General features: G+C 57.5%; 20 protein-coding genes, 1 tRNA gene and 2 pseudogenes. 10 read left to right on the forward strand and 13 right to left on the reverse strand.

The genetic code is table 11. The features are described from left to right. Positions 1-20 precede the first annotated feature (20 nt). Positions 21-2,522 (reverse strand): phosphoenolpyruvate--protein phosphotransferase, encoded by a 2,502-nt coding sequence (gene ptsP / locus LGM20_RS16420; protein WP_044521990.1) that lies wholly within the window; start codon positions 2,520-2,522, stop codon positions 21-23. Between the two features lie 309 nt (positions 2,523-2,831). Here ptsP and LGM20_RS16425 point away from each other — a divergent pair, with 309 nt between their 5' ends. Genes LGM20_RS16425 through LGM20_RS16445 form a run of 5 tightly spaced genes read left to right on the forward strand, consistent with a single transcriptional unit; the run spans position 2,832 to position 7,795 of the window. After that, positions 2,832-3,908 (forward strand): PTS fructose transporter subunit EIIC, encoded by a 1,077-nt coding sequence (locus LGM20_RS16425; RefSeq protein ID WP_023289077.1) that lies wholly within the window; start codon positions 2,832-2,834, stop codon positions 3,906-3,908. A gap of 20 nt (positions 3,909-3,928) precedes the next feature. Beyond that, entirely contained in the window at positions 3,929-4,249 is a 321-nt protein-coding gene (locus tag LGM20_RS16430) for a PTS fructose-like transporter subunit IIB (RefSeq protein ID WP_023289076.1), read from the forward strand. A gap of 50 nt (positions 4,250-4,299) precedes the next feature. Next, the gene (locus tag LGM20_RS16435) at positions 4,300-6,597 is read left to right on the forward strand and encodes a formate C-acetyltransferase (protein WP_044521987.1); all 2,298 of its coding nucleotides are present in this window, start codon (positions 4,300-4,302) and stop codon (positions 6,595-6,597) included. Then, entirely contained in the window at positions 6,563-7,438 is an 876-nt protein-coding gene (locus LGM20_RS16440) for a [formate-C-acetyltransferase]-activating enzyme (protein WP_044521985.1), read from the forward strand. Before LGM20_RS16435 ends, LGM20_RS16440 begins: the two co-directional genes overlap by 35 nt. A gap of 15 nt (positions 7,439-7,453) precedes the next feature. Further along, positions 7,454-7,795, forward strand: a complete 342-nt coding sequence (locus LGM20_RS16445; RefSeq protein WP_023289073.1) for a PTS fructose-like transporter subunit IIB — start codon at positions 7,454-7,456, stop codon at positions 7,793-7,795. A gap of 13 nt (positions 7,796-7,808) precedes the next feature. Here the strand turns inward: LGM20_RS16445 and LGM20_RS16450 are convergent, their stop codons facing one another. Continuing rightward, positions 7,809-8,576 carry a phytanoyl-CoA dioxygenase family protein gene (locus LGM20_RS16450; RefSeq protein ID WP_023289072.1) on the reverse strand — a complete coding sequence of 256 codons (768 nt, stop codon included), beginning with the start codon at positions 8,574-8,576 and terminating at the stop codon, positions 7,809-7,811. Between the two features lie 261 nt (positions 8,577-8,837). On the opposite strand from LGM20_RS16450, the gene LGM20_RS16455 reads away from it, so the two are divergent. Then, on the forward strand, positions 8,838-9,671 hold the full coding sequence (locus tag LGM20_RS16455; RefSeq protein ID WP_023289071.1) for a helix-turn-helix transcriptional regulator: 834 nt from the start codon (positions 8,838-8,840) through the stop codon (positions 9,669-9,671). A 17-nt stretch (positions 9,672-9,688) separates the two neighbouring features. Here the strand turns inward: LGM20_RS16455 and LGM20_RS16460 are convergent, their stop codons facing one another. From LGM20_RS16460 to LGM20_RS16475, 4 genes are all read right to left on the reverse strand, one after another. Next, on the reverse strand, positions 9,689-10,588 hold the full coding sequence (locus tag LGM20_RS16460; protein WP_044521982.1) for a GGDEF domain-containing protein: 900 nt from the start codon (positions 10,586-10,588) through the stop codon (positions 9,689-9,691). A gap of 244 nt (positions 10,589-10,832) precedes the next feature. Continuing rightward, a complete protein-coding gene (locus LGM20_RS16465) occupies positions 10,833-11,861 on the reverse strand; it encodes an ABC transporter ATP-binding protein (RefSeq protein WP_023289069.1) in 1,029 nt (342 codons plus the stop codon). Position 11,862: 1 nt separating this feature from the next. Then, entirely contained in the window at positions 11,863-13,437 is a 1,575-nt protein-coding gene (locus LGM20_RS16470; RefSeq protein WP_044521979.1) for an ABC transporter permease, read from the reverse strand. Between the two features lie 21 nt (positions 13,438-13,458). After that, entirely contained in the window at positions 13,459-14,475 is a 1,017-nt protein-coding gene (locus LGM20_RS16475; RefSeq protein ID WP_032455292.1) for an iron ABC transporter substrate-binding protein, read from the reverse strand. Positions 14,476-14,877: 402 nt separating this feature from the next. Here LGM20_RS16475 and LGM20_RS16480 point away from each other — a divergent pair. After that, positions 14,878-15,486, forward strand: a pseudogene (locus LGM20_RS16480) (CSS-motif domain-containing protein); the annotation flags it as partial. A gap of 213 nt (positions 15,487-15,699) precedes the next feature. Beyond that, a pseudogene (locus LGM20_RS16485) lies at positions 15,700-16,413 on the forward strand (EAL domain-containing protein); the annotation flags it as partial. Between the two features lie 44 nt (positions 16,414-16,457). Here the strand turns inward: LGM20_RS16485 and LGM20_RS16490 are convergent. The 4 genes from LGM20_RS16490 to LGM20_RS16505 all read right to left on the reverse strand — a co-directional run bounded on the left by LGM20_RS16490 (position 16,458) and on the right by LGM20_RS16505 (position 21,472). Further along, entirely contained in the window at positions 16,458-16,799 is a 342-nt protein-coding gene (locus LGM20_RS16490) for an STAS domain-containing protein (protein WP_044521975.1), read from the reverse strand. A 63-nt stretch (positions 16,800-16,862) separates the two neighbouring features. Beyond that, on the reverse strand, positions 16,863-19,289 hold the full coding sequence (locus LGM20_RS16495) for a glycogen/starch/alpha-glucan phosphorylase (protein WP_044521973.1): 2,427 nt from the start codon (positions 19,287-19,289) through the stop codon (positions 16,863-16,865). A gap of 323 nt (positions 19,290-19,612) precedes the next feature. Next, a tRNA-Ser gene (locus tag LGM20_RS16500) sits at positions 19,613-19,700 on the reverse strand. A gap of 119 nt (positions 19,701-19,819) precedes the next feature. After that, entirely contained in the window at positions 19,820-21,472 is a 1,653-nt protein-coding gene (locus tag LGM20_RS16505) for an ABC transporter substrate-binding protein (RefSeq protein ID WP_044521972.1), read from the reverse strand. Between the two features lie 268 nt (positions 21,473-21,740). On the opposite strand from LGM20_RS16505, the gene yccA reads away from it, so the two are divergent. Both yccA and tusE read left to right on the forward strand, forming a co-directional pair. Then, entirely contained in the window at positions 21,741-22,400 is a 660-nt protein-coding gene (gene yccA / locus LGM20_RS16510) for an FtsH protease modulator YccA (RefSeq protein WP_002898458.1), read from the forward strand. A gap of 87 nt (positions 22,401-22,487) precedes the next feature. Continuing rightward, a complete protein-coding gene (gene tusE / locus LGM20_RS16515) occupies positions 22,488-22,817 on the forward strand; it encodes a sulfurtransferase TusE (RefSeq protein ID WP_004201447.1) in 330 nt (109 codons plus the stop codon). Here the strand turns inward: tusE and yccX are convergent. Genes yccX through LGM20_RS16530 form a run of 3 tightly spaced genes read right to left on the reverse strand, consistent with a single transcriptional unit; the run spans position 22,814 to position 24,504 of the window. Further along, positions 22,814-23,095, reverse strand: coding sequence for an acylphosphatase (yccX, locus tag LGM20_RS16520; RefSeq protein WP_004201446.1), 282 nt, complete (start codon positions 23,093-23,095; stop codon positions 22,814-22,816). The genes tusE and yccX overlap by 4 nt on opposite strands. 48 nt (positions 23,096-23,143) lie before the next feature. After that, the gene (locus tag LGM20_RS16525) at positions 23,144-23,932 is read right to left on the reverse strand and encodes an AraC family transcriptional regulator (protein ID WP_023289061.1); all 789 of its coding nucleotides are present in this window, start codon (positions 23,930-23,932) and stop codon (positions 23,144-23,146) included. A 17-nt stretch (positions 23,933-23,949) separates the two neighbouring features. Then, complete coding sequence (locus LGM20_RS16530) at positions 23,950-24,504, reverse strand: YbhB/YbcL family Raf kinase inhibitor-like protein (protein ID WP_023289060.1); 555 nt, start codon at positions 24,502-24,504, stop codon at positions 23,950-23,952. Positions 24,505-24,516: the final 12 nt, after the last annotated feature.

The following is a 24,516-nucleotide window of genomic DNA, read 5'->3' on the forward strand; positions in this document are numbered from 1 at the left end:
AAACCCTAAAGTTCAGTAGCTTAAATCTCAAGCTCACGCTGGAGCAACGTTGCGATAGCCTCGCTGCTCTCAGCGGATACCAGCGCCTGGCGGAACTCGGCGTGCATAATGCGCCGCGCCAGACGCGAGAAGATGCGCATATGCTGGTCGCCCGCCGAATGCTTGTTTAGCGTCAGCATAATCACAAACTGCGCTTCTTCATCACCCCACTTCACCGGCTGCGCCAGGCGGGCGACGCTAATGGTCGACTGCTCAATATGCTCGGATTTACTGTGCGGAATGGCAAAGCTGAAGCCCAGCCCGGTGGAGAACACCGCCTCGCGGGCCCAGAGATCGGCCTCCAGCTTGCGTGGATAGCGGCAGCGCCCGGCCAGCAGCAGGTTATCCGTCATCCCCTTCAGCACCTCCTCCTTGCTGCGCCAGTCACTGTTGAGGGTGATGCACTGGCGGCTAATCAACGGCACATCCTGCTGGCGCATGCGGAACTGGGCCAACAGATGCTCCACTTCCAGCGAGGTACGGCACTGCATCGCCTGATTCAGCAGCTGACGGCAGGCGCGGCTGTCCAGCTGCGCCAGACGCGCTTTGGTCGCCGGGATCGTCGGCGCGCTCATGCTCAGTTCATCCAGGCCGAGGCCGACCAGCAGCGGCAGCACCGAACCTTTGGCCCCCAGCTCGCCGCACAGGCCGATCCATTTCCCCTGCCGGTGCGCCGCCTGCACGGCATAGTCCAGCGCACGCAGGAAGGCCGGGTTGAGACTGTTGTAATGGCGCGTCACTTTCGCGTTACCGCGGTCGACCGCCAGCAGATATTGCGTTAAGTCATTGCTGCCGATGCTAAAGAAGTCCACCTCTTCGCAGCACTGATCGATGATGAACATCACCGACGGCACCTCCAGCATGATGCCCATCGGGATTTTTTCATCAAACGGGATCTGTTCGACGCGCAGCGACTGTTTGGCCTCCGCCAACCGCTCTTTCACCCACAGGATCTCTTCCATTGAGGAAATCATCGGGATCATGATCTTCAGCGAGCCGTGCGCCGAAGCGCGTAGAATCGCCCGCAGCTGAGTATGAAACAGCGCCTGGTACTCTTCATAGATGCGCACCGCGCGGTAGCCGAGGAAAGGGTTATTTTCCGCCGGAATGTTGAGGTAGGCCACCGGCTTATCACCGCCGATATCCATAGTCCGCACGATAATGCTGCGCCCGGCGGCAGGCTCCAGCGCCTGGCAGAAAATGTTGTAGAGTTCGTCTTCCGATGGCGCTCCGGGCCGGTCCATATAGAGCATCTCCGTGCGGAACAGGCCAACCGACTGCGCGCCGTTGTTGAAGGCCGCCACCGCCTCTACCGAATGGGCGATGTTCGCCGCGATCTCGACGCGGATACCGTCTTCCGTCTGCCCCGCCTTATCCAGCCATACCTGCTGCTGTTGCTGGATCTGCGCCTGAACCCACGACTCCTGCTGATAGTAGCGCGCCACCGCCGGACTCAGGTCGACCACCAGCAGCCCGGCGTTGCCGTCGATCTGCACCTGAGTATCCTCCCAGGGCAACAGTGCGTCGAGGTCAACCCCCACCAGGGTCGGGATATTGAATGAGCGGGCAAGGATCACGGTGTGCGACGTAGTGCCGCCGCTGCGCAGCAGCAGCCCTTTGAGATGCGTTTTATCCAGTTCGAGGAACTGGCTGGGGGTGAGTTCGTCGGCAAGGCAAATGGCGGCTTCCCGCAGTTGACCCGGCGCCGGGAAACGGGCTTCGCCGTAGATATGCTGCAACAGCTGGAAGCAGACATCGCGCACATCCAGCACTCGCTCCTGCAGATAGCTGCTGCCGGAATCGCGGAACTGGGCGCAGAAGTGGTCGCTGGTGGCGACGATCGCCTGGGCGCAGCTGAGACCGGTGAGGATCCCGCCGAGCAGATGCTGGCGCAGCGAGGCATCCGTCGCCAGCGAACGGTGAGCTTCCAGTATCGCGCTGGCGGTACCGTCATTGTCCAGCAGCCGCAGTTCGATATCTTTCACCAGCAGGCGCAGGCCGTTATCCAGTGCCGCCTGCTCCTGTTCAGGACTGCTGGCGACGGGCAGTGCGCCAAGCTCGTGCAAATCGCGGGATTTTAGATGGATGAGTCTGCCCCCCGCGCTGCCGGCGCAGACCGGACTGGCATGGAACAGCGTCGGGTTCAGACGTGAGAGTGACTCCGGCACCGGCTGGACGTCCAGCGCTTGTGCCGTAGGCAGCGGCGCGTCGCAGTGAGGAAATTCATCACGCAGAAAGGCCGTTAACGCGGCGTAAGCCCCGGCTTCATCTTCGCCGCTGATAAGCAGCTGGCAGGTGTCGCCCTTCAGGGTGTTCGTGCCGATGACCGCCAACGCGCTTTTGGCATTGCCACCGGTATCGCAGCGCAGGTTCCGCCACTCAATTGCCGATGAAAAACGGTTACACAGCGTTTCGACCAGACTGGCCGGACGCGCATGCACGCCGTTGGGCAAATCACATGTAAATTCAATGACCAGAGCCATCGCCTTCCTCCTGAGTAATCCATTAATTCCCCAAAAGGTAATGAAAGATGGTCAAGTGGACTAGGTGACAAAACTGGCAATTACTGGACTATTGTACACACGATACTTTTTTATGCCCGCCATCACAATTCCACCCTTTTAGCGCTCACTCCTCCTGTCATCACTAAGATTTGAGGTGGATCGCAATTCTTTTCTAACCTTACAAATATCCAGTAAATGCACTTTTTCTCTACTGTTTTATGCGGCGCCCTTTTTCTAATGTTGAGCCATCAATACTGTCACGGGCCCTACAGCGCTCAGGAGCAAGCAATGAACGAACTGGTGCAAATACTAAAAAATACTCGCCAGCATCTGATGACCGGCGTGTCACATATGATCCCCTTCGTGGTCTCCGGCGGGATCCTGCTGGCGGTGTCCGTCATGTTGTATGGCAAAGGTGCGGTTCCGGATGCCGCCACCGATCCCAACCTGAAGAAACTGTTTGATATTGGCGTCGCCGGCCTGACGCTGATGGTCCCTTTTCTCGCCGCCTACATTGGCTACTCCATCGCCGACCGCGCCGCGCTGGCCCCCTGCGCCATCGGCGCCTGGGTAGGTAACAGCTTCGGCGCCGGCTTCTTTGGCGCGTTGATCGCTGGGATGATCGGCGGTCTGGTGGTCTATTACCTGAAAAAAATACCGGTCCACAAGGTGCTGCGCTCGGTGATGCCGATATTCATTATTCCCATCATCGGCACCTTTATTACTGCCGGGATCATGATGTGGGGGCTCGGCGAACCGGTAGGCGCGCTCACGGCAAACCTGACCAACTGGCTGCAGGGCATGCGCGAAGGCAGCATCGTGGTGCTGGCCATCATTATGGGCCTGATGCTGGCGTTTGATATGGGCGGCCCGGTGAACAAAGTGGCCTACGCCTTCATGCTGATCTGCGTTTCACAGGGGGTCTACAGCGTAGTGGCTATCGCCGCCGTCGGCATCGCCGTACCGCCGCTGGGGATGGGACTGGCGACGCTGATCGGCCGCAAATATTTCACCGCCGAAGAGAGGGAAACCGGCAAAGCGGCGCTGGTGATGGGCTGCGTCGGGGTCACCGAAGGGGCGATTCCCTTTGCCGCTGCCGACCCGCTGCGCGTTATTCCGGCCAATATGATTGGCGCGGCCAGCGGCTGCGTCACCGCGGCGCTGTTGGGCGCCCAGTGTTACGCCGGCTGGGGCGGGCTCATCGTGCTGCCGGTGGTCCAGGGCAAACTCGGCTTTATCGCCGCGCTGCTGGTCGGCGCCTGCGTCAGCGCCGCCTGCGTCATTGTGCTGAAAGCGCTGGCTAAAAAGAAATCGTCTGACGCCAAAGCCGACGACGAATTAGACCTTGATTTTGAAATTAACTAACAGACTGGAAGGAACAGATTATGACCCACATTATCGCTGTCACCGCCTGCCCGTCGGGTGTGGCTCACACCTATATGGCCGCCGAATCGTTAGAAAGCGCCGCTAAGGCCAAAGGCTGGCAGGTCAAAGTTGAAACCCAGGGTTCTATCGGCATTGAAAACGAGCTGACCGCGGAAGAGATCGCCGCCGCCGATATGGTCATTCTGACCAAAGATATCGGTATCAAATTCGAAGAGCGTTTTGCCGGGAAAACTATCGTACGCGTCAATATCAGCGATGCGGTCAAACGCGCCGACGCCATCATGAACAAGATAGACAGCCACCTTTCCCAACGAGCCTGAAGCCTTAAAAGGGGCGCCCGCGCGCCCTTCGCCACAACATGGAGTTTGTCATGACGAATCGTACTCAACGCCTGAAAGCCAGCCTGTTCGCCCAACCGCGCGAAATATCACTTGAACGCGCCCTGCTCTATACCGCCAGCCATCGGCAAACGGAGGGCGAGCCGGTGATTATTCGCCGGGCGAAGGCCACCGCCTGGATCCTCGATAAGGTAGACATTTCGATTCGTGATGATGAACTGATTGCCGGCAACCGTACCATCAAACCGCGGGCCGGCATTATGTCGCCGGAGATGGATCCCTACTGGCTGCTTAACGAGCTCGACACCTTCCCGACCCGACCGCAGGACCGCTTCGCGATAAGCGAAGAAGATAAGCGCGTCTATCGGGAAACGCTGTTCCCCTACTGGGAAAAGCGCTCAATGAAAGATTTCATCAACGGCCAGATGACCGACGAGGTCAAAGCCGCCGTCAGCACCCAAATATTCAGCGTGAACCAGACCGATAAAGGCCAGGGCCATATCATTATCGACTATCCGCACCTGTTGAATAATGGCCTGGACGCGCTGGTTGCGGAGATGCAATCACACTGCGCCCGGCAGCCTGATAACCCTTTTTATCAGGCGGTATTGATCCTGCTGGAGGCCTCTCAGCGCCATATTCTGCGCTACGCCGCGCTGGCCGAGGAGATGGCTGGACACTGTCAGGATCCGCAGCGTCAGCGGGAGCTGTTAACCATCGCCGCGATTTCGCGCCACAATGCGCAGCACCGGCCAACGGACTTCCCCCAGGCCTGCCAGCTGTTCTGGTATATGAACATCATTCTGCAGTACGAATCCAATGCCAGCTCCATTTCGCTCGGCCGTTTTGACCAGTACATGCTGCCGTTTTATCAGGCGTCGCTGAATCAAGGACAGGATCCGGCGTCGCTCAAGGAGTTGCTGGAGTCGCTTTGGGTAAAATGCAACGACATCGTCCTGCTGCGCTCCTCCAGTAGCGCACGCTATTTCGCCGGTTTTCCCACCGGGTATACCGCCCTGCTCGGTGGGCTAACGGAAACCGGGCGCAGCGCGGTCAACGTGCTGTCATTTTTATGCCTCGATGCCTATCAAAACGTGCAATTGCCGCAGCCGAATCTTGGCGTGCGGGTGAACGAGCTGATTGACCGCCCGTTCCTGCGTAAAACCGCCGAAACCATCCGCTTGGGCACCGGCATTCCACAGATTTTCAACGACGAGGTGGTGGTCCCCGCCTTCCTCAATCGCGGCGTGTCGCTGGAAGACGCCCGCGACTACGCGGTGGTCGGCTGCGTCGAGTTGTCGATCCCCGGCCGCACCTACGGCCTGCATGATATCGCCATGTTCAACCTGCTGAAGGTCATGGAACTTGTCCTGCAGGAAAATGAAGGACAACCGGAGGTCAGCTGGGAAGGGCTTATCCGCCAGATGCGCGACAAAATTCGCTATTACATCAAGCTGATGGTCGAGGGCAGCAATATCTGCGATATCGGCCATCGCGACTGGGCGCCAGTGCCTCTCCTCTCCTCGTTCATTAAAGATTGCGTGCAGCACGGTAAAGACATCACCGCCGGCGGAGCGCGCTATAACTTCTCCGGCGTCCAGGGCATCGGGATCGCCAACCTGAGCGATTCGCTTTATGCCCTGAAGGGGATGGTCTTTGACCAGCAGCGCCTTAGCTTTGACCAACTGATGGCGGTACTGAAAGCCAACTTCCAGACGCCAGAGGGAGAGAAAATCCGCGCCCGGTTGATCAACCGTTTTGAAAAATACGGCAACGATATCGACGACGTCGATAATATCAGCGCCGATCTGCTGCGCTTTTACTGCAAAGAGGTGGAACAATATCTGAATCCGCGCGGCGGGCGTTTTACGCCCGGCTCCTATACCGTCTCGGCGCACGTGCCGCTGGGCTCGGTGGTGGGGGCTACCCCGGACGGGCGGCTGGCTGGCGAACAGTTAGCGGACGGCGGCCTGTCGCCAATGGTCGGCCAGGATGCCCAGGGGCCGACGGCGGTGCTGAAATCAGTCAGCAAGCTGGATAACTATCTGCTGTCGAACGGTACGCTGCTCAACGTTAAATTCACCCCGGCGACGCTGGCCGGCGACGGCGGGCTAAACAAGCTGGCAGACTTTTTACAGGCTTTCTGCAAGCTCAAGCTGCAGCATATTCAGTTTAACGTGGTCAATGCCGACACCCTGCGTGAAGCGCAGCAACGGCCGCAGGACTTTGCCGGCCTGGTGGTGCGCGTCGCGGGCTACAGCGCCTTCTTTGTTGAGCTGTCAAAGGAGATTCAGGATGACATTATCCGCCGCACCGCGCATCAGCTGTGAGGTGATGGAGACGCGCGCCGACCGGGCGCGCATTTTTAATCTGCAGCGCTACTCCCTCAACGATGGCCAGGGGATCCGCACGGTGGTCTTTTTCAAAGGCTGCCCCCACACCTGCCCGTGGTGCGCCAACCCGGAGTCAATGTCACCCAGGATCCAGACCCTGCGCCGACAGAGTAAATGCCTGGGTTGCGCCCGCTGCCAGCAGGATGTCGCCGAGTGTCCCTCCGGGGCATGGGAGCAGATCGGTCGCGACATGACGCTGGATAACCTCTTTCAGGAGGTGCTGAAGGATGAAGTCTTCTTCCGCGCCTCCGGCGGCGGTGTCACCCTCTCCGGCGGTGAAGTGCTCATGCAGGCCGAATTTGCCGCCCGCTTTCTCCAGCGCCTGCGCCAGTGGGGGATCCGCACCGCCATCGAAACCGCTGGCGACGGGCCCTTCAACCGTTTTTTACCGGGGGCTGAAGCCTGCGACGAGGTGTTATTTGATTTTAAAATCATGGAACCTGAGCGGGCATTGTCGCTACTGCGAATCAATCAGCCGCGGGTACTGGATAATTTTCGCCAGCTGGCGGCTAGAGAGATCAACCTCATCCCACGCGTGCCGCTGATCCCGGGCTATACCATGAGCGTCGATAATTTTCGCCAGATTCTGAACTTTCTCGCACCTTTTAATCTTACAGAATTGCACCTGCTGCCATTTCATCAATACGGCGAGCCCAAATACCGTCTGCTGGGCAAACCCTGGGCGCTGGCCAGGGTGAAAGCGCCTGACGAAGCGGACATTCAACCTTATCGGGTAATGGCCGAAGCGGCCGGATTCCACGTCACTATCGGCGGTTAACGCCAGGAGGATGTTATGGACTTCAATATTATCGCCGTCACCGCCTGCGTCAGCGGAGTGGCGCACACCTATATGGCTGCCGAACGGCTGGAAAAGGTCGGTCATCATGAAAAATGGCATCTTAAGGTGGAAACTCAGGGCGCGCTCGGCGTTGAAAATCGCATTACCGCAGAAGATATCGCCCGCGCCGAAGTGGTGCTGCTGGTGACGGATATCGAAATTGACGACGCCCAGCGCTTTCGCGGCCTGCGGACGATTAAAACCAGCATCAAGAGCTTCCTGCTGCAGCCGCAGCAGATCGTCGAGGCCGTGAAAAGCATCATGAAAAAGCCGGTCGTCTATGTTGAACTTCCCTGACCGGCGACGGGCCTTACTCTACATCCAGCAACCACTTTTGCGCTGGCGTCAGGCGGCTGGCCGTCTCGGGCGTCAGCCAGCGCCGCTGGTCCTGCTGCGGCGTATCCGCGCGATCGATGTATAACCCATGCAGCACCCGTCGTCTGCTGCCCTCACGATTACGCGTGCCGCCGTGCCAGGCGTGAGCGTTGTAAATCATCACGCTCCCGGCCGGCGCAGCAAACACGATTTCATCAGGGTGGGCCTGCTCCGGGTCGGCCAGTACCTCTTCCGGGAGCTCAGGACGCAGGTGGGTACCGGGGATAATCCGCGGCGCGCCGTTGGCGGCGCTCAAATCGTCTATCGCCCAGATGGTATTCACCAGGTGGACTTTGGGAAAATCCGGGCGCGGCTTTTTCCAGTCGGCGTGCAGCGGCTGGTGGCCGCCGTTATATAACGCCTCGCGCGCGTTCAGGCTGGAGACTTTAAAATCGCCGTTGAAGATATAGCGGCAGGCGGAGAGGATCAGCGGATGAGCCCAGACTTTCTCCCAGATAACCCCCTTATTCACCAGGTTGGCGATCCGCGTCGCGGTCGCTTCCTGATGATGTTCCATCGCCAGATTGTCGCCTTCGCGCTCGACCAGGGTATCAATTAGCCGTCGCATTTCGCTCAGCCACTGGGCGTCAACGACATTATGCACAACGGTGTAGCCGAGGGTGTCGAGCTCGTGTTTCATTTGCGCGCTGAGCGCCAGGCTGGCGCCTAACGCATCGAGAAAGCTAGCTGATGATGAGTTCATGTTGCGTTCCTTTTTAACGTTCCGATAACACAAACAAACTCTACTGGTCCATCCGCGGCATGACAGGAGGCGAACGCTACGAAAAACTGGACATACGTACGCGAGCCAACAAAGTGTGATGGGCGTCAACAATCACGTTTTCGGCGATGCCTGTGCTGTAGCTGACCGGGAATCCACCGCGCAAAATGGCTTAACAAACGCTGCCGGGGAGAAAAAAATAGATTATCATCAACAGGATAATGCGCATGCTGAGGGCAAAGAATGATTGAAGATCTGCCGGATATACTGCATCGGTTAATCGGTCAAAAAGATCGCTTACAGGTGAGATTTCCTGAGCCGGATATCTCCGTGCCTGCCCTTGCCTTCAACGTACCGTTTCCACGTCTGGAAATTGTGCTGGAGGGTCAGCTTAATGAACAGGGGCTGCCGCTAGCCGCTTCGACGTTAACCGCGCTGCAGGTACTCTACGTGCAGGCGGGAAAGTGGACGCTGCCGCAGTGGACCGGCCCGGCCACTACCCTGAGTATCCTGTTTGGCCGGCAGAAACTGGGATTCAGTATTCAGCGCTGGGACGGGAAAAGCCTGCACACGGAGAAGCAAAGCGTTGCCCGCCTCGGGCCGCGCGTGGGCTCTTACCTGCTGCTGAGCCTGAATGAAGTCAGCCTGCAGCCCGATCCACTGACCGCCCGGCTGGTGGTCGCCGCGCTACTGAGCCACTGTCGCGAACAGCTGGTTGGGCTGGAAATGCGCGTCAGTCGCAGCCGGGATCTGTTTCTTGCCGTTCAGGACTATCTCGAGGAAAATCTGAGCCTGCCGCTGACGCGGGAATCAGTGGCCAGACGTTTTCACATCACGCCCAACTATCTTTCGCATATTTTCCAGAAATCAGGCTCGGTGGGATTTAACGAATATCTGACCCGGGTGCGTCTTGAAAAGGCAAAACAGCTGCTGCGCGGCTATGACCTGAAGGTGAAAGAGATCGCCCATAACTGCGGCTTTGTCGACAGCAACTATTTTTGCCGGGTCTTCAAACGCTACACCGAGCGTTCGCCGTCAGAGTATCGGCGACACTGCCGCAGCGCACAGCAGGCCTAACCTGCCGTGTCGGAATATTACGCCCACTCCACGCGCCCGCGCCCGTTGTGCTTGGCCTTGTACAACGCCTCGTCGACTTTGCGGATAAACGTCTCCTGAGCTTCGCCCGGCCGCCAGGTTCCAACGCCAATGCTGATCGACAGCGGTGTTTGATGATTGATCAGGATGGTGCGGGCATTGTCGAGGATCGCCTGCGCCAGATCGTGCAGCTCAGGCTCCGACAGGCCATCGACGATAATGGCAAACTCTTCCCCACCGATACGCGCCGGCAGGACCTGCTCGCTGGTCAGTTTCGCCAGCTGTTTCCCCAGGGAAAATAACACTTCATCCCCCACCAGGTGGCCCCAGGTATCGTTGATTTTCTTAAAAAAATCGATATCCAGGATCATGAGCCCCAACGCATGTCCGGACTTTTCGCGAATGGTATCGATAAAAAAGCGGCGGTTGGGCAACTGAGTGAGCTCATCTTTTAGGGATTGCGAGCGCGCGTCAACGTACAGCAGGTTGATGCGCTCAATAATTTTGTAGACGCCCACCACGGTCAGCAGCATCCCGGAGAGGCGCAGCAGATCTTCGCAGTAGTAGCCCATCCAGCGCGGCTGAACCACCATCTCATCCATCACATCGAACGTGCCGCCGGCAATCCACAGCAGCAGCCCATAGCGCACCCAGTTGACGGCAATATGGCTCATCCGCACCTTCGCTGAGCTCCACAGCATAAACACCAGAAACAGCAGCGCCAGCAAATCGATATAGAGCCCGGGGTTGGCCAGGATTTCTCGCCACGTGCCGATGGGCGGCGACACCAGCGCACAGCCGACAGCGACGGCGACGATAACCAGCAGCGCAGGCAGTAGCGTACCCCGCGCCAAAGCGGACGGAATGGGGCGTTTCGCAGGAATAAGGCATTCAGGCATAGCGATGTCTCATGGTAACCACAGGGCCGATCGCGGGACAGGATAGCAGTTAAGCGCAGCGGGACGAATGAAAAAGCGACGCGCCGACAAAACGGCGGTGAGGTAGACTGACCCCGCGGAATTGTTCCAACGTACTACCACTCCATGGCGACGAGGTCAGTGGCGCGGATACTATCGGCTAAATCCCTCAGCTGATTAGCTTTCCGTGCGGCGCCACCGATAACCGGCGGCGCCTGCTCAGAGATTAGCCGCTGAACACTCGCGCCTTGCCGCTGACCGTCAGTCGTACCGTCGCGCCGGGCTGCCACGCCGGCTGGCTTACGGTTCGCAGGACAATCGGCCGATCGTGCCCGGACATCGACAGCGTCAGCGTGGAGAGCTGGCCGGAGAAATCAACATCGCGGATGGTGGCGGTACTTTCCTGCGGCCCGCTCACGCTGACGCTCAGCTGTTCCGGACGCAACATCACCTTACCTTCACCAGCAGGATGTCCTGCATCTGTCGCCAGGTCGCCCAGCGCGCAGCTGGCCCGCCCGGGGCTCAGCCGTGCGGGGAGGATCAGGGCATCGCCGAGAAACAGCGCCGTCTCTTCATCCACCGGCTGCGCGTAAACCGCCAGCGGGGTCCCCACCTGGGCGAAACGCCCCTGGCGCATCACCGCCACCTGTGTGGCGAACGACAGCGCTTCGGTCTGGTCATGGGTCACCAGAATCGAGGCAATGCCGGTCTCCGCCAGCAGATCGGCGGTCGCTTTGCGCGTGCTGGCGCGCAGGCCGGTGTCCAAGGCAGAAAAGGGTTCATCGAGCAGCATCAGCGCCGGCTGCTGGGCCAGGGCGCGAGCCAGAGCAACACGCTGCTGCTGGCCCCCGGAGATCTCATGCGGCCAGTGGCGCGCCAGGCTGTGGTCGAGGGCGACCATCTCCATCAGCGCGCCCACCCGGCGACGTTTTTCCTCGCGGCTGGCGTCCAGACCCCAGGCGATATTGTCCGCCACATTGAGGTGAGGAAACAGCGCCCCCTCCTGCGGAACGTAGCCGATCCGTCGCTGGTGGGCAGGAACAAACACGCCCTCGGCAAACAGCGGCGCGCCGTGCATCACGATCCGCCCGCTGTCGGGCGTTTCGAAACCGGCGAGAATGCGCAGCAGCGTGGTTTTTCCTGAACCCGACGGACCCACTATAGCCGTCCGGCTACCCGGCGCCACCTGAAGATGAATATTATCGAGGACCTGCGCGTCGGCGAAGGATTTCGAAACAGAAGACAATTCCAGCATGTTACAACCCTGCCATTTTTTTCGACTGCATATAGAGAACCGCCGTCAGCGGCAGCGAAATGACGATCATCAACAGCGCGTAGGGCGCCGCCGCCACGTAGTCGATCTCGCTGGTTAACGCCCAGAATCCGGTCGACAACGTGCGGGTGCCTAACGGCGAGAGCAGCAGCGTGGCAGTCAGCTCATTGCTGACGCCGAGGAACACCAGCGCGGCGCCGGCGGCCGCCCCCGGGGCGGCAAGCCGCATGGTGATACTCCACAGGGCGCGGGCCGGGCTGCGTCCGAGACTGCGGGCGACGTTTTCCAGCTCCACCGGCGCCTGGGCGATACCGGCGCGCAGGTTAATCAGCGCCCGCGGCATAAACATCAGCAAATAGGCCAGAAACAGCGTCACTTCTGTCTGGTACACCGGACGGGCATAGTGGATGGTGACGGTGACCAGCGCCAGCGCGGTCACGATGCCGGGCAGCGAGCTGGTGATGTAATTACACCCCTCCAGCAGGCGGAACAGCGGACGCGGATAGCGCACGCCGAGCCAGGCGATGGGGATCGCGCAGACCGTCGTCAGCAGCGCCCCGCCCGCCCCCAGCAGCAGCGTTTGACGCAGGGAATGCCACAGATCGGCATGCAGCCAGTTGTCGATACCGCCCAGCCACAGCCAGCGTCCCAGGACCAGCAACGGCACCCCCATCGCCAGCAACACCAGCAACAGAAGCAGCAGCTGCGCGCCGAAAGCGGCCCCTTTACCCAGCACCAGGCGCTTCTGCTCGCGCGCCGCCCCGGCGCCGATACGCGCATAGCGCGCTTTACCGCGCGAAGCGCTCTCCAGCAGCAGGATCGCCAGACAGCACAGAGCCAGCACGCCCGCCAGCATATTGGCGGCCGGACCGCTGAAGGTCGACTGGAACTGATCGTAAATGGCGGTAGTGAAAGTATCGAAGCGGATCATCACATACAGACCATATTCCGCCAGCAGATGCAGGGCCACCAGCAGCGCACCGCCGCAGATAGCCAGCCGCAGCTGCGGGAGGACTACCCGAAAGAACACTTTCCACGGCGGAGTGCCCAGCGATGCGGCGACATCTTCAAGCGTGGGATCGAGTCGGCGCAGCACGGCCGCCACTGGCATATAGATAAACGGATAGTAGGCCAGCACGGAAAGAAACACCCCGGCGCCCAGGCCATGCAGCGAGGGCGCAGCGCTGACCCACGCGTAGCTCTGAACAAAGGCTGGAATGGCCAGCGGGGCCACCGCCAGCGCCGACCACAGCTGCCGCCCGGCCAGCGCGGTACGTTCCGTCAGCCAGGCCAGCGTCACGCCAAGCACAATGCTGATGGGGACCGCCAGCACCGTCAGCCACAGGGTATTGCTGAGCAGCTCGCCTACCCGCGGGCGAAAGACCAGCGCTTTGATTGTCGGCCAGCCGGTATCGAATCCGACCGCCACCACAAACCCTAACGGCAACAGCGCCAGCAATGAAAACAGGAGCGCTAAGGCAACCATCGGAAATGCAGGACGCCTGCGCTCGGGCAGGCGTCCTGTTTTCTTTCCGAGCGACAGACTCAGAACAGACATAGCAACATCACTTCCTCAGGATCAGAGCAGGCCAGCCTGCGTCATCAGTTCAATGACCTTTTTACTGTTCAGCGAGGAAGGTTCTACCTTCGGGGCGTCCAGATCTTTCAGCGGGGTCAGTTTCGGGTTAGAGGCCGCGTCTACCCCCACCGCATATTCGAAGGCGTTATTGGTGCGCAGCGCATCCTGTCCCTGCTTACCGGTGATCCATTTAATAAAGGCCTGCGCCTGCGCTTTATGTTTGCTGGAGGCCAGCACGCCGCCGCCGGAAATGCTGACGAAGGCCCCAGGATCCTGATGTTTGAAGTAATACAGTTGGGTGTTTTTGCTGTTCTCGCCGGTTTTTGACTGGTCAACGAAGCGATAGTAATGGTAGATCACCCCGCCGTCGATCTGCCCGGCGTTGACCGCTTTCATCACCGTGCTGTTGCCTTTATAGGCGACAAAGTTGGTTTTCATCGCCTTCAACCAGTCGAGGGTCGCCTGCTCGCCCTTCAGCGCCAGCATCGCGCTGACGATAGCCTGGAAATCCGCCCCCGATGGCGAAGCCGCCCAGCGGCCCTTCCACTCCGGTTTTGCCAGATCCATCAGCGAGTGCGGCAGCTGCGCCTCGCTGATTTTCGCCGGGTTATAGACGAAGACGGTGCTGCGCGCGGCGATGCCGATCCAGCGACCGTGCTGAGGGCGGTACTGCGCCGGAACCTGCTGCAGGGTCGCCGCATCCAGCGGGGCGAAAAGTTTGGCATTATCAACCAGCACCATCGACGGCGAGTTCTCGGTCAGAAACACATCGGCTGGCGACGCGGCGCCTTCCTGAACCAGCTGATTACCCAGCTCGCTGTCATCACCATTGCGCAGCGTGACTTTAATACCGGTCTCTTTCGTAAATCCATCCACCCACGACTTCACCAGATTTTCGTGTTGGGCGTTGTAGACCACAATCCCGTCCTGACCGTCAGCCGCCATCCCTTGCGGCGCCAGAAACAGAGAAGCGGCAACCAGCGCTGCCGTGCGGAGGGGCGATAAGCGAGATTTCATGAACGCATCCTTAATGAAATAGGGCAATTAATGGTAAATAGCCTGAGCGGAGAGGATTAAATCACAGCAAAAAAAGAATGATAATGAAAACAATTATCATAAACTTAAAAAAGCAAAAAATAGCGCCGGTCTGTTATTAGGGATTAGAAAATGCTTAAAACCATCCGTTCCCGAAATTTAGATTAAGAAAACATTAAGCTGCGATTATTTTATTGCCTTCGTGACAGAGCAGCCGCCTCTGCACGTTATCTGCGGTCTTTGCCGGCGGGTATTGTGATACTGATCATGTTTTTAATATGCGCCGTCATCACGAAAGATATCCCCCTTCTACGATCATTAAAAAGCCTTTACCGTCAGAGGGATGGTTAACTTTATGCACACTCACCCTGGCACGCACGATAAATGAAAGAGATAAAGCGGCGAAACGCATGGATTGCCTTTTCCCTCGCGCTGGTGGTATTTCTGGCTGGCGTGTTCGTCATTAACTGGCAACTGTGGCATTCCGACCAGGCCGCCCATGTCGCCGCCGCCCGCCAGGCGGCGACGAAAATCGCCGTTATTCTGGATGAGGCCCGCACAGCAACGGTGACGGCGATGAACGTTAGCCGCAGCGGGTGCTCGGAACAGGGTCAGTTTCAGCTCGGAACGGAGGCCGCCCTGCAGCCGCATCTGCGCACCATTATGCTGATAAAAGAGGGCCAGGTGTGGTGCTCGTCCCTGCCCGGCAACCGGGTCCTGACGCTCAGCCCTGTTTCTTTATCTGACGAACCTCTGATGCTGCTCCCGGCCAGAATGATGATCAATAAGCGTCCGGTGCTGATCTATCAGACGCACTCAGCGCAGATCCGGGTGATTGTCACTATCAGCGACGTCCATCTGCGCGATGCGCTATATAGCGATTCGGATAGCAATGGGCTGGCCCTATGGGTTCAGGATCAAATGATTACCAGGCATGGCGATGTCCAGCCACAGGCTGCTGATCCAAGCCGGAGCGTTTTTACCTCGCCGGCCTATCCGTTTCGCATTGCCTATCCCGAGTCATCTTTTTTAAGCCCCGGCCGCCTGGTGAATAATGGCGCCGGTTTGCTGATTTTTATTTTCTCTGTTTCGCTGCTGTTTTATTTTCTGATGCGTAAATTTCTCAATGTTTACACCTCTGAAGAAGAAAAGTTGCGCTACGCCATCGCCCAGGGCTATATCGTTCCCTACTACCAGCCTTTGGTGAACGGGAAAACCGGTGAGATATACGGTGTGGAAATACTGGCACGCTGGCAAAACACCACCACGCCCTCGCGTTCACCTGCTGAATTTATACCGCTGGCCGAGCGTACCGGCTTAATTATTCCGCTGACCCGCAGCCTGATGGCGCAGGTAACCGCCCAGATGAGACCGCTCTTTAATAAACTACCGGATGGGTTTCATATCGGCCTCAACATCAGCGCGTCGCATATTAACTCGCCGACGTTTATCGATGATTGTCTGCACTTTCGGCGCGGCTTTGAGGGTAAAGCGGTAAAGCTGATGCTGGAGATCACCGAGCAGGAACCGCTGTTACTCAATGGGGCGGTGGTCGACAAGCTCAACAGGTTACACAACTGCGGGTTTTCCATCGCGCTGGACGACTTTGGTACCGGCTATTCCGGGCTTTCCTATCTGCACGAACTGGTGTTTGATTACATTAAAATCGATCAGAGCTTTGTCGGTCGCGTGACCGGAGAGACGCCGTCAAGCAAGCTGCTGGACTGCGTGATAGAGATGGCCCGAACGCTTTCACTGCGCATCATTGCCGAGGGCGTTGAAACCCAGGCCCAGCTGGATTACCTCAATCGCCAGAATATTCCTCTGCTGCAGGGCTACTTCTTCTGGAAGCCGATGCCCTACGTCGCGCTGGTGATGCTCCTGCTGAGTAAACCGAAGGCTCGGATTATCGAAGAATAAACGGGCGGTCAGTAACCCGGCGGCAATCCTGCCCTGTACAAACCTCATCCCTGAGCAAACAGGTTCAGCGCCTCCTGACGGTTCTCTTTAATAGAAAAGATACGATCCAAACGGGTAAGCTTGAACAGGTTCTGGATCGTCCCGTTGAGCGAACACAGCACCAGCTCTCCCTGCCCACTGACGCTCTTGAGTATGGATACCAGGGCGCCCAGGCAACTGCTGTCGATAAACTCGACATGGCTCAGATCCAGCAGTACGTTTTTCGTCTCCCCGTCGATGGCCTCGAGGACCTGCTGCTTAAACGCCGAGACAACGGAAGCATCCAGTCGACGCACCAGGGGCACGATAATTTTGACGCCCTGCTCAGTATGTAATTCAACGTTCATCTTTATCCTCAATGTTGGCTGACACCTGTCAACGCGACTCAGTTCTGTTTGGCGTGTGCTTTTTTAGCGGGTGATGCCCCAGATATCCCTGGCGTAGCCGCGGATGGTTCTGTCGCTGGAAAACTCCCCCATCCGGCAAATGTTGAGCAAGGCCCGGCGGTGCCAGCGATCCGGTTGTTCAAAATCAGCCATCGCCTGCTGTTGCACCTGACAATAACTGTCGAAATCCAGCAGATGGCAGTAATGATCGGCCCCCGTCAGCATCTGATGCAGCGGCGCAAACCGTTCGCGATCGGCGGTAAACTGCCCGGACACCAGGCTATCGACCACTCGCGCGATAGCCGGATTCTGATGATAGAACGCAAGGTGATGCCCGAGGCGTCGGCTCTCTTCAATCTCTTCCGCCACCGCGCCAAACAGATAAAAATTATCGATCCCCACTGCCTCGCGGATTTCGATATTCGCCCCATCATAGGTGCCGATAGTTAACGCGCCGTTCATGGCAAACTTCATATTGCTGGTGCCGGACGCCTCGGTCCCGGCGGTGGAAATTTGCTCAGAGAGATCCGTGGCGGGAATAATTTTTTCCGCCAGCGAGACTTTATAATCTTCGAGGAAAACCACTTTAAGCTGCCCGGCGACCTGCGGGTCACTGTTAATTTTTCGGGCAACGGTATTAATCAACTGAATAATCAGCTTCGCCATCCGGTAGCCCGGCGCCGCTTTACCCGCAAACAAATGGACCTTAGGCGCAATCGTTCTCCCTGCCTCTTTGATATCCAGGTACAGCGCGATCACGTGAAGAATATTGAGTAACTGTCGTTTGTATTCGTGAATACGTTTGACCTGACAGTCAAACATGGCCAGCGGATCCAGCGGGATGCCGTAGCGTTGCGCCACCAGCTGGCTGAGCGCGGTTTTGTTAGCAAATTTTATGGCCCGGATATTGTCAATAACGGCCGGATCGTCCACCAGGTTTTCCAGACGGGAGAGCTGGGGTAAATCGGTTGGCCACCCCTCCCCCAATTGTTGTTGCAAAAACTCTGCCAGCCCAGGGTTAGCCTGCTGCACCCAACGACGCGGTGTGACGCCGTTGGTCTGATTAATGAATTTCTCCGGGGTGATAAAATAGAAATCAGGCACCAGCTGTTTTTTGACCAATTCTGAGTGCAGCCACGCCACCCCATTCACGCGATGGCTACCGACAATGGCCAGATTAGCCATGCGGATTTGCTTATCATGATGTTCGTCAATTAAAGACAGCGAAGATAACAGATGATTTTTATCCGGCCAGCGCCGGGCCACCGCTTCGAGAAAACGGTGGTTAATCTCAAATATAATCTGCAAATGACGCGGCAGAAGTTTCTCAAACAACGACACAGGCCAGGTCTCCAGCGCTTCCGGCATCAGCGTATGATTGGTGTAGGCGCAGGTATTTTGCGTTATCTCCCACGCCTGCTCCCAGGGCAGTCGGTATTCGTCCACGAGGATCCGCATCAGCTCCACCACCGCCAATGCCGGATGGGTGTCATTAAGCTGAATAGCCACATGCTGCGCCAGCAAAGTAATGTCGTCATTAACCTCAGCGTAGTCACGAAATATATCCCGCAGCGTACAGGCCACCAGAAAATATTCTTGGGTCAGCCGCAGCTCTTTTCCGGTCAGCACCTCATCGGAAGGATAGAGTATTTTTGAAATATTCTCCGAGGCGATTTTTTCACTCACCGCCTTGATATAATCGCCGCGATTAAAAATATGGATATTAAAGGAGTCAGAGGCTACCGCGCTGTAGAGACGCAGCTTGTTGGTGGTCGTATCCCGGTAGCCGGAAACAAAATAGTCATGGGGAATACCAACGATAGTTTTCCAGCCGAGCCACATCGGGTTGTAATTACCTTCTATATCTTCGCTATGCTCGATATACCCCCCCAGCGGGATCAGAATGTGCTGGGCGTGATGCTCCACCAGCCATGGGGAATGCATGGAGTGCCAGTCATCAGGATGTTCGATCTGCTGATCGTTTTGAAATGACTGGCGAAAAAGGCCATATTCGTATTTGATGCCATGCCCGGACGCTGCAATGTCAAGGGTAGCCATCGAGTCGATAAAGCAAGCGGCTAAGCGCCCTAACCCGCCGTTACCCAGCGCGGCGTCAGGCTCCTCGTCAAGGAGGCGTTCAAGATCAAACCCCAGGTCATTGACCACCTGGCGCATCTCCGACAGTAAATTCATATTCACCAGGTTATTACGCAGCGACTGGCCGAGTAAAAACTCCATCGACAGGTAGTAAACTCGCTTTTTTCGCGCTCCGCGCTGCCGCGCCTGGCTCGACAGAAAATGGTCCTGCTGAAAATGACGAATGGCCAGCGCCACCGCGTTAAAAATATCGCCTTGCGTGGCTTTATTTAAGCTGACACACAGCGTGTATTTTAATTGCTGTTCAACCAACGCCCGTAATTCTTTGATATCTTGCGGATTAATGACAGGCATGCTGACCTCACTGGTTTCTTTTCTGCGTAAAACCGTGGCAGGTAAATCATCATTTTTCCAAGTATAGACGAAGTTTTTTTGCGGAAAGTTTTTTATTCCTGAGCATCAATTCGCTTATATCGTGCTTCGGAACAATTAACATTCCTCCTTTTAAACGGATTGGTGGTTTTATTTTCGCCAGCTGATTACGCTGCGGCACTGACAGAGCCAACGAGGTTTCGCATGGCGGGTTTGCGAAGTCGGGAGGTCAGGATGAAGTGCGGTGGGGATGGTCAAAGGGAAAAGCAAAAAGGGGTTACCTTTCGGTAACCCCTTCTTTTATATGGCGGAAGCGCAGAGATTCGAACTCTGGAACCCTTTCGGGTCGCCGGTTTTCAAGACCGGTGCCTTCAACCGCTCGGCCACACTTCCGGTGTGAGGCGCACTATAAACACCTCGGCGGATGCTGTAAAGCACCATTTTGTTCAACTGCCTTAAAAACAAACAAATCTGTGTTATTCGTCTGAATTTCAGGCAGTTCGCACAGAAAATCAGCGCCCATCGCCGCTCGCGGACGGCAGTTTCTTTATATACATATCTTTGGTGTAGTAGTATCCCAGTTTGTCCGGCGTGAAGCCGCCCACCCAGGGCTTCACTAAATGGGTACGCACATAGTGATAGACCGGAATGGCGGGAACATCCTGCGCCAGCAGATCTTCCGCCTGCTGATAGTATTTGCCGCGGGTCGCCACGTCGGTGGCTTTCGCCGCGTTGTGCAGCGCCTCATCGTAAGCCGGGTTGCTGTACTGACTGGTGTTCTCGCTATCCCCGGTGCGGAAGGTATTGAGGAAGGAGGCGGCATCGTCGTAGTCGGCAATCCACGCGTAGCGGACGGCGTCAAAATTATGCGTATGCATCGTATCCAGCATCGTCTTCCACTCCTGGTTCTGCAGCTTCACCTCGACGCCGAGGTTTTTCTTCCACATAGAGCTGGCGGCGATGGCGATGCGCTGATGTGACTCGTAGGTGTTATATAGCAGGGTAAAGACCAGTGGGTGCCGCTCATCGTACCCTGCCTGCGCCAGCAGTTTTTTCGCCTCGGCAATCCGCTTCTCGCGCGGCCAGCTGGCATAGTCCGGGTTGTGTAGCGTCACGCCGCCAATATCCGGCTGACTGATCACCCAGGCCGGGCGCTGGCCCTGGCCGAGTACTTTTCCGGCAATGATATCTTTATCAAGCGCCATATTCAGCGCCCGACGCACGCGCGCGTCGTTAAACGGCGGCCGGGTGGTATTGAACTCGTAGTAATAGGTCGCCAACTGTGGCGAAACGTCCAGCTGGTCGCCCATGGTTTTCTGCAACTGCGCAAACTGATTGATCGGCACCGTGTAAACAATATCGATCTCCCCCGCTTTGTAGCGATTGACATCGGCGGCCTCGGAAGAGACTGGCAGGTAAGTGACTTTATTGATAACCGTGTGCGCATTGTCCCAGTACTTCACATTACGTTCAGCCACCAGCCGTTCATTCACCACCCATTGGGTCAGCTTATAGGGCCCGCTGGTGACGATATGCTCTGGCCGGGTCCATTTATCGGCAAAACGCTCCACCAGCACTTTGTCGATCGGCACCAGCGCGGGGTGCGCCAGCATCGCCAGGAAGGCAGCATTCGGCTGAGTCAGGGTGACCTGCAGCGTGGTGTCGTTTAGGGCTTTCACCCCCAGCGTCTCGGGGCCCTTTTGCCCCAGGGCAATCTCTCGGGCGTTGGTGATATGCATATTGCCGGGGTAGCTTGCATAGGGGGAGGCGGTGGCCGGCGAGACCAGCCGTTGCCAGCTCCAGACGATATCCTGCGCCGTGATAGCCGTGCCGTCGGACCAGGTCAGACCGGGACGTAAATGGAAGGTCCACAGCTGGTTGTCCTTGTTTTCCCAGCGTTCCGCCAGCCGGGGCTCGACCACCCCCGCAGGCGATACGCTGACCAGACCTTCGAAGAGATCGCTAATAATATTATTTTCAACGTCGCTCTCGACTTTGTGCGGATCGAGCGAGGCTGGTTCACTGCCGTTATTTCTGACCAGCTTCTGCTTTTCCGCCAGCTGGGTGCCCGGCGGCACCTGCGCCGCCTGCGCCCCGCCGATCATTGCTATCATACTGACTGCCAGCAGCGTTCGCGTGATGTGATTGTTTTGATGTAATGTCATTTCCCTTTGCCTTTAACGTACGGAGTTATTCCCCCTTCCACACTTAGTCGCAGAATTTCAATAAAGCAATATTTTTCAGTAACCTATAAGATTTCGATCGGCTCACCGAAGCGAAACGCGAAAACATATCGCTTTTTCCAATCCATGTAGAATTTTATGCTAGTCAAAAGCGGCAAAAGCTAAGTAAAGATGGGTAAAAGCATTAGGGCTTCACGCTTGTTTTTCTTATTCTTTATACCTAATTACATCTGTCATAAGAGAGTGACTCATGGATCGCATAATTACATCATCGCGTGACCGTTCCTCGCTGCTCAGCACGCACAAGGTTCTGCGTAACACCTACTTCCTGCTCAGCCTGACGCTGGCGTTTTCCGCCATCACCGCTACCGCCAGCACGGTGCTGATGCTTCCTTCCCCGGGGCTGATTTTAACCCTCGTGGGGATGTACGGTCTGATGTTCCTGACCTATAAAACGGCGAATAAGCCCACCGGGATTATTTCCGCCTTCGCCTTCACCGGGTTCCTCGGCTATATCCTTGGACCGATGCTGAACGCGTACCTTTCTGCCGGCATGGGCGATTTGATCGGCCTGGCGCTGGGCGGTACGGCGCTGGTCTTCTTCTGCTGCTCGGCCTACGTGCTGACGACGCGCAAAGATATGTCTTTCCTCGGCGGAATGCTGATGGCCGGCGTGGTAGTGGTGCTGATTGGTATGGTCGCTAACCTGTTCCTGCAGCTGCCGGCGCTGCACCTGGCGATTAGCGCGGTGTTCATCCTGATCTCTTCGGGCGCCATCCTGTTCGAGACCAGCAACATCATCCGCGGTGGTGAAACCAACTACATTCGCGCCACGGTCAGCCTGTATGTCTCGCTGTACAACATCTTTGTCAGCCTGCTGAGCATCCTGGGCTTCGCCAGCCGGGACTAACCGTTCCCCTGCTAACAAAGGCCTCGCTTATGCGGGGCCTTTTTTTTTGCTACACTGCGGCCAGTTTCAGGCGGTATGTGAAAAATTATGTTTATTTTTGAAGGCAACGAAATTGAGACGGATAGCGAAGGCTATCTGAAAGATACCACCCAGTGGAGCGAGGCGATGGCCGACGTCATCGCCGCGCAGGAAGGGATAACGCTCGCCGTTGAGCACTGGGAAGTGGTGCGCTTTGTGCGCGAGTTTTACCTTGAATTCAACACCTCGCCAGCGATCCGCATGCTGGTAAAGGCGATGGCCAACAAGTTTGGCGAAGAGAAAGGCAACAGCCGCTATCTCTATCGCCTGTTTCCGAAAGGCCCCGCCAAACAAGCGACCAAAATCGCCGGTCTGCCCAAGCCGGTGAAGTGCATCTAATAGAGGATCGCGAACTTGTCCCAGCTGCGGGTGGGTTGATGGGGTTCAGTCAACACTCGGTCAACCCGCGCGCTGCGCGGCCCACCGGCTTTCAGCCAGGCGATGAGTTTCTCCACCTGCTCCGCCTCGCCGCAGGCAAGCACTTCCACGCCGCCGTCGTCCAGATTACGGGCATAGCCGGTCAATCCCAGCTGCAGCGCTTCCCGCTGTGTCGAATACCGAAACCCTACGCCCTGAACTGAACCGTAAACCCATGCCATCGTGCAGATACTGGCCATCATCGTCTCCTTTTCGCTCACCCTTTACGCTGAGGATAGCAAATTCATTCAGCGTACGTGCTTTGGCAGTAAACCATAGTGCTGACGGAAGCGCGCGGTAAAGCGCGATCCCGACTGATATCCGCTGTTCTGCGCAATTTCCCCGATGGGCCGCGAAGTGGTCTGCAGCTGCCCCAGGGCATGGGCCATCCGCACCTCCTCGACAATCTGGCGAAAACTCTGCGATTCCTGCTGCAGCCGACGGCGCAGCGTGGACTCGCCGAGAAAGAGCATTTTCGCCACCCGCGACACGCTCCACGCTTGCGCTGGCGACAGCATGACCAGTTGTCGAACCTGCGCCGACAGATCCTGCTGCCGCTCGACGAGCAGCGGGCCGGCATAACCCGCCTCGTGCAAGGCCAGCAGCAGGCCCATGGTCTGATGCTGCTGCAGAGAGGGGGACAAGCCTTCCCGCACCGCCTGCAGAACGCTTTGCCACATAAACGCCAGCTCAGTCGTCACCGGGGCGCAGAGCGAGGTCAGACGCCCGGGCGGTGGTTCACTGACATAGCGGGTCTTGAACGCCGTCAACAGCTCGGGCGTCAGCGACAGCAGATCGGAGCAAAAGAGGCCATTCTCCGGCTGGTTAATCACCTCCAGCTCAACGTCTGCCGGCAAAACAATCAGCTGTTGCGGGGTCGCCAGCACCCGGCTCTCCCCTTGCACAATCACCTTGCTGCCGCGCTTTACCCGACAGAGCGCCGGGGCGAACAGACGCACCCGATGCAGCCTGCATAGCCGTCGGGTGGTGATCTCCGCGGCGGTCAGGGCATTATGCTGAAAATGAATACTCTCCATCCGACCACCCTTTTATTTTAGCGCCCGGCCGTCGCCGTCAACTGGGCGCTGGCGAGAGCATGGCTGTGTAACAGATACCCGACCAGCGCCCCGCTGGCATCGGCATTCACCGGCAACGTGGGGATATCCAGCGCCCACACCGTAAAACGGTAGCGATGCGGTTTATCTCCCGCCGGCGGGCAGGCGCCGCCGAAGCCGGCATAGCCAAAATCGTTGCGGCCCTGTACCGCTCCGCCCGGCAGTGTAGCGCTGTTTTTATCTCCCGCGCCAGCGGGCAGAGAAGAGACGCTGCTGGCAATGTTGACTAACGTCCAGTGCCACCAGCCGCTGCCGGTAGGCGCATCAGGATCCCGGACGGTGACCGCGAAGCTGCGCGTGCCTGCCGGGGCGTTTTTCCATGTCAGCTGTGGAGAGACATTGCCTCCTGTGCAGCCGAAACCGGTAAACCAGTGCTTCTGGGCCAGCGGCTGCCCGTCACGCATATCATTGCTGCTCACGCTAAACGGCGCGGCCATCGCGCCACTGCTCACTGCCGCAACCATCGCCACAACTATCCGCATACCTGTTTTCATCGTCTTCTCCTC

The sequence above is a fragment of the Klebsiella quasipneumoniae subsp. quasipneumoniae genome, from assembly GCF_020525925.1.
In the GTDB taxonomy this organism is placed as follows: Bacteria; Pseudomonadota; Gammaproteobacteria; order Enterobacterales; family Enterobacteriaceae; genus Klebsiella; species Klebsiella quasipneumoniae.

Bases quoted from the DNA above. Each gene is read 5' to 3' on its own strand.
- LGM20_RS16495 (WP_044521973.1), bottom strand. From the start codon at position 19,289: ATGCCTGTCATTAATCCGCAAGATATCAAAGAATTACGGGCGTTGGTT.
- LGM20_RS16530 (WP_023289060.1), bottom strand. From the start codon at position 24,504: ATGAAAACAGGTATGCGGATAGTTGTGGCGATGGTTGCGGCAGTGAGC.
- yccA (WP_002898458.1), top strand. From the start codon at position 21,741: ATGGATCGCATAATTACATCATCGCGTGACCGTTCCTCGCTGCTCAGC.
- LGM20_RS16440 (WP_044521985.1), top strand. From the start codon at position 6,563: ATGACATTATCCGCCGCACCGCGCATCAGCTGTGAGGTGATGGAGACG.
- LGM20_RS16445 (WP_023289073.1), top strand. From the start codon at position 7,454: ATGGACTTCAATATTATCGCCGTCACCGCCTGCGTCAGCGGAGTGGCG.
- LGM20_RS16425 (WP_023289077.1), top strand. From the start codon at position 2,832: ATGAACGAACTGGTGCAAATACTAAAAAATACTCGCCAGCATCTGATG.
- LGM20_RS16450 (WP_023289072.1), bottom strand. From the start codon at position 8,576: ATGAACTCATCATCAGCTAGCTTTCTCGATGCGTTAGGCGCCAGCCTG.
- LGM20_RS16490 (WP_044521975.1), bottom strand. From the start codon at position 16,799: ATGAACGTTGAATTACATACTGAGCAGGGCGTCAAAATTATCGTGCCC.
- LGM20_RS16525 (WP_023289061.1), bottom strand. From the start codon at position 23,932: ATGGAGAGTATTCATTTTCAGCATAATGCCCTGACCGCCGCGGAGATC.
- tusE (WP_004201447.1), top strand. From the start codon at position 22,488: ATGTTTATTTTTGAAGGCAACGAAATTGAGACGGATAGCGAAGGCTAT.
- LGM20_RS16475 (WP_032455292.1), bottom strand. From the start codon at position 14,475: ATGAAATCTCGCTTATCGCCCCTCCGCACGGCAGCGCTGGTTGCCGCT.
- LGM20_RS16430 (WP_023289076.1), top strand. From the start codon at position 3,929: ATGACCCACATTATCGCTGTCACCGCCTGCCCGTCGGGTGTGGCTCAC.
- LGM20_RS16505 (WP_044521972.1), bottom strand. From the start codon at position 21,472: ATGACATTACATCAAAACAATCACATCACGCGAACGCTGCTGGCAGTC.
- LGM20_RS16460 (WP_044521982.1), bottom strand. From the start codon at position 10,588: ATGCCTGAATGCCTTATTCCTGCGAAACGCCCCATTCCGTCCGCTTTG.
- LGM20_RS16435 (WP_044521987.1), top strand. From the start codon at position 4,300: ATGACGAATCGTACTCAACGCCTGAAAGCCAGCCTGTTCGCCCAACCG.
- LGM20_RS16455 (WP_023289071.1), top strand. From the start codon at position 8,838: ATGATTGAAGATCTGCCGGATATACTGCATCGGTTAATCGGTCAAAAA.
- yccX (WP_004201446.1), bottom strand. From the start codon at position 23,095: ATGGCCAGTATCTGCACGATGGCATGGGTTTACGGTTCAGTTCAGGGC.
- LGM20_RS16465 (WP_023289069.1), bottom strand. From the start codon at position 11,861: ATGCTGGAATTGTCTTCTGTTTCGAAATCCTTCGCCGACGCGCAGGTC.
- LGM20_RS16470 (WP_044521979.1), bottom strand. From the start codon at position 13,437: ATGTCTGTTCTGAGTCTGTCGCTCGGAAAGAAAACAGGACGCCTGCCC.
- ptsP (WP_044521990.1), bottom strand. From the start codon at position 2,522: ATGGCTCTGGTCATTGAATTTACATGTGATTTGCCCAACGGCGTGCAT.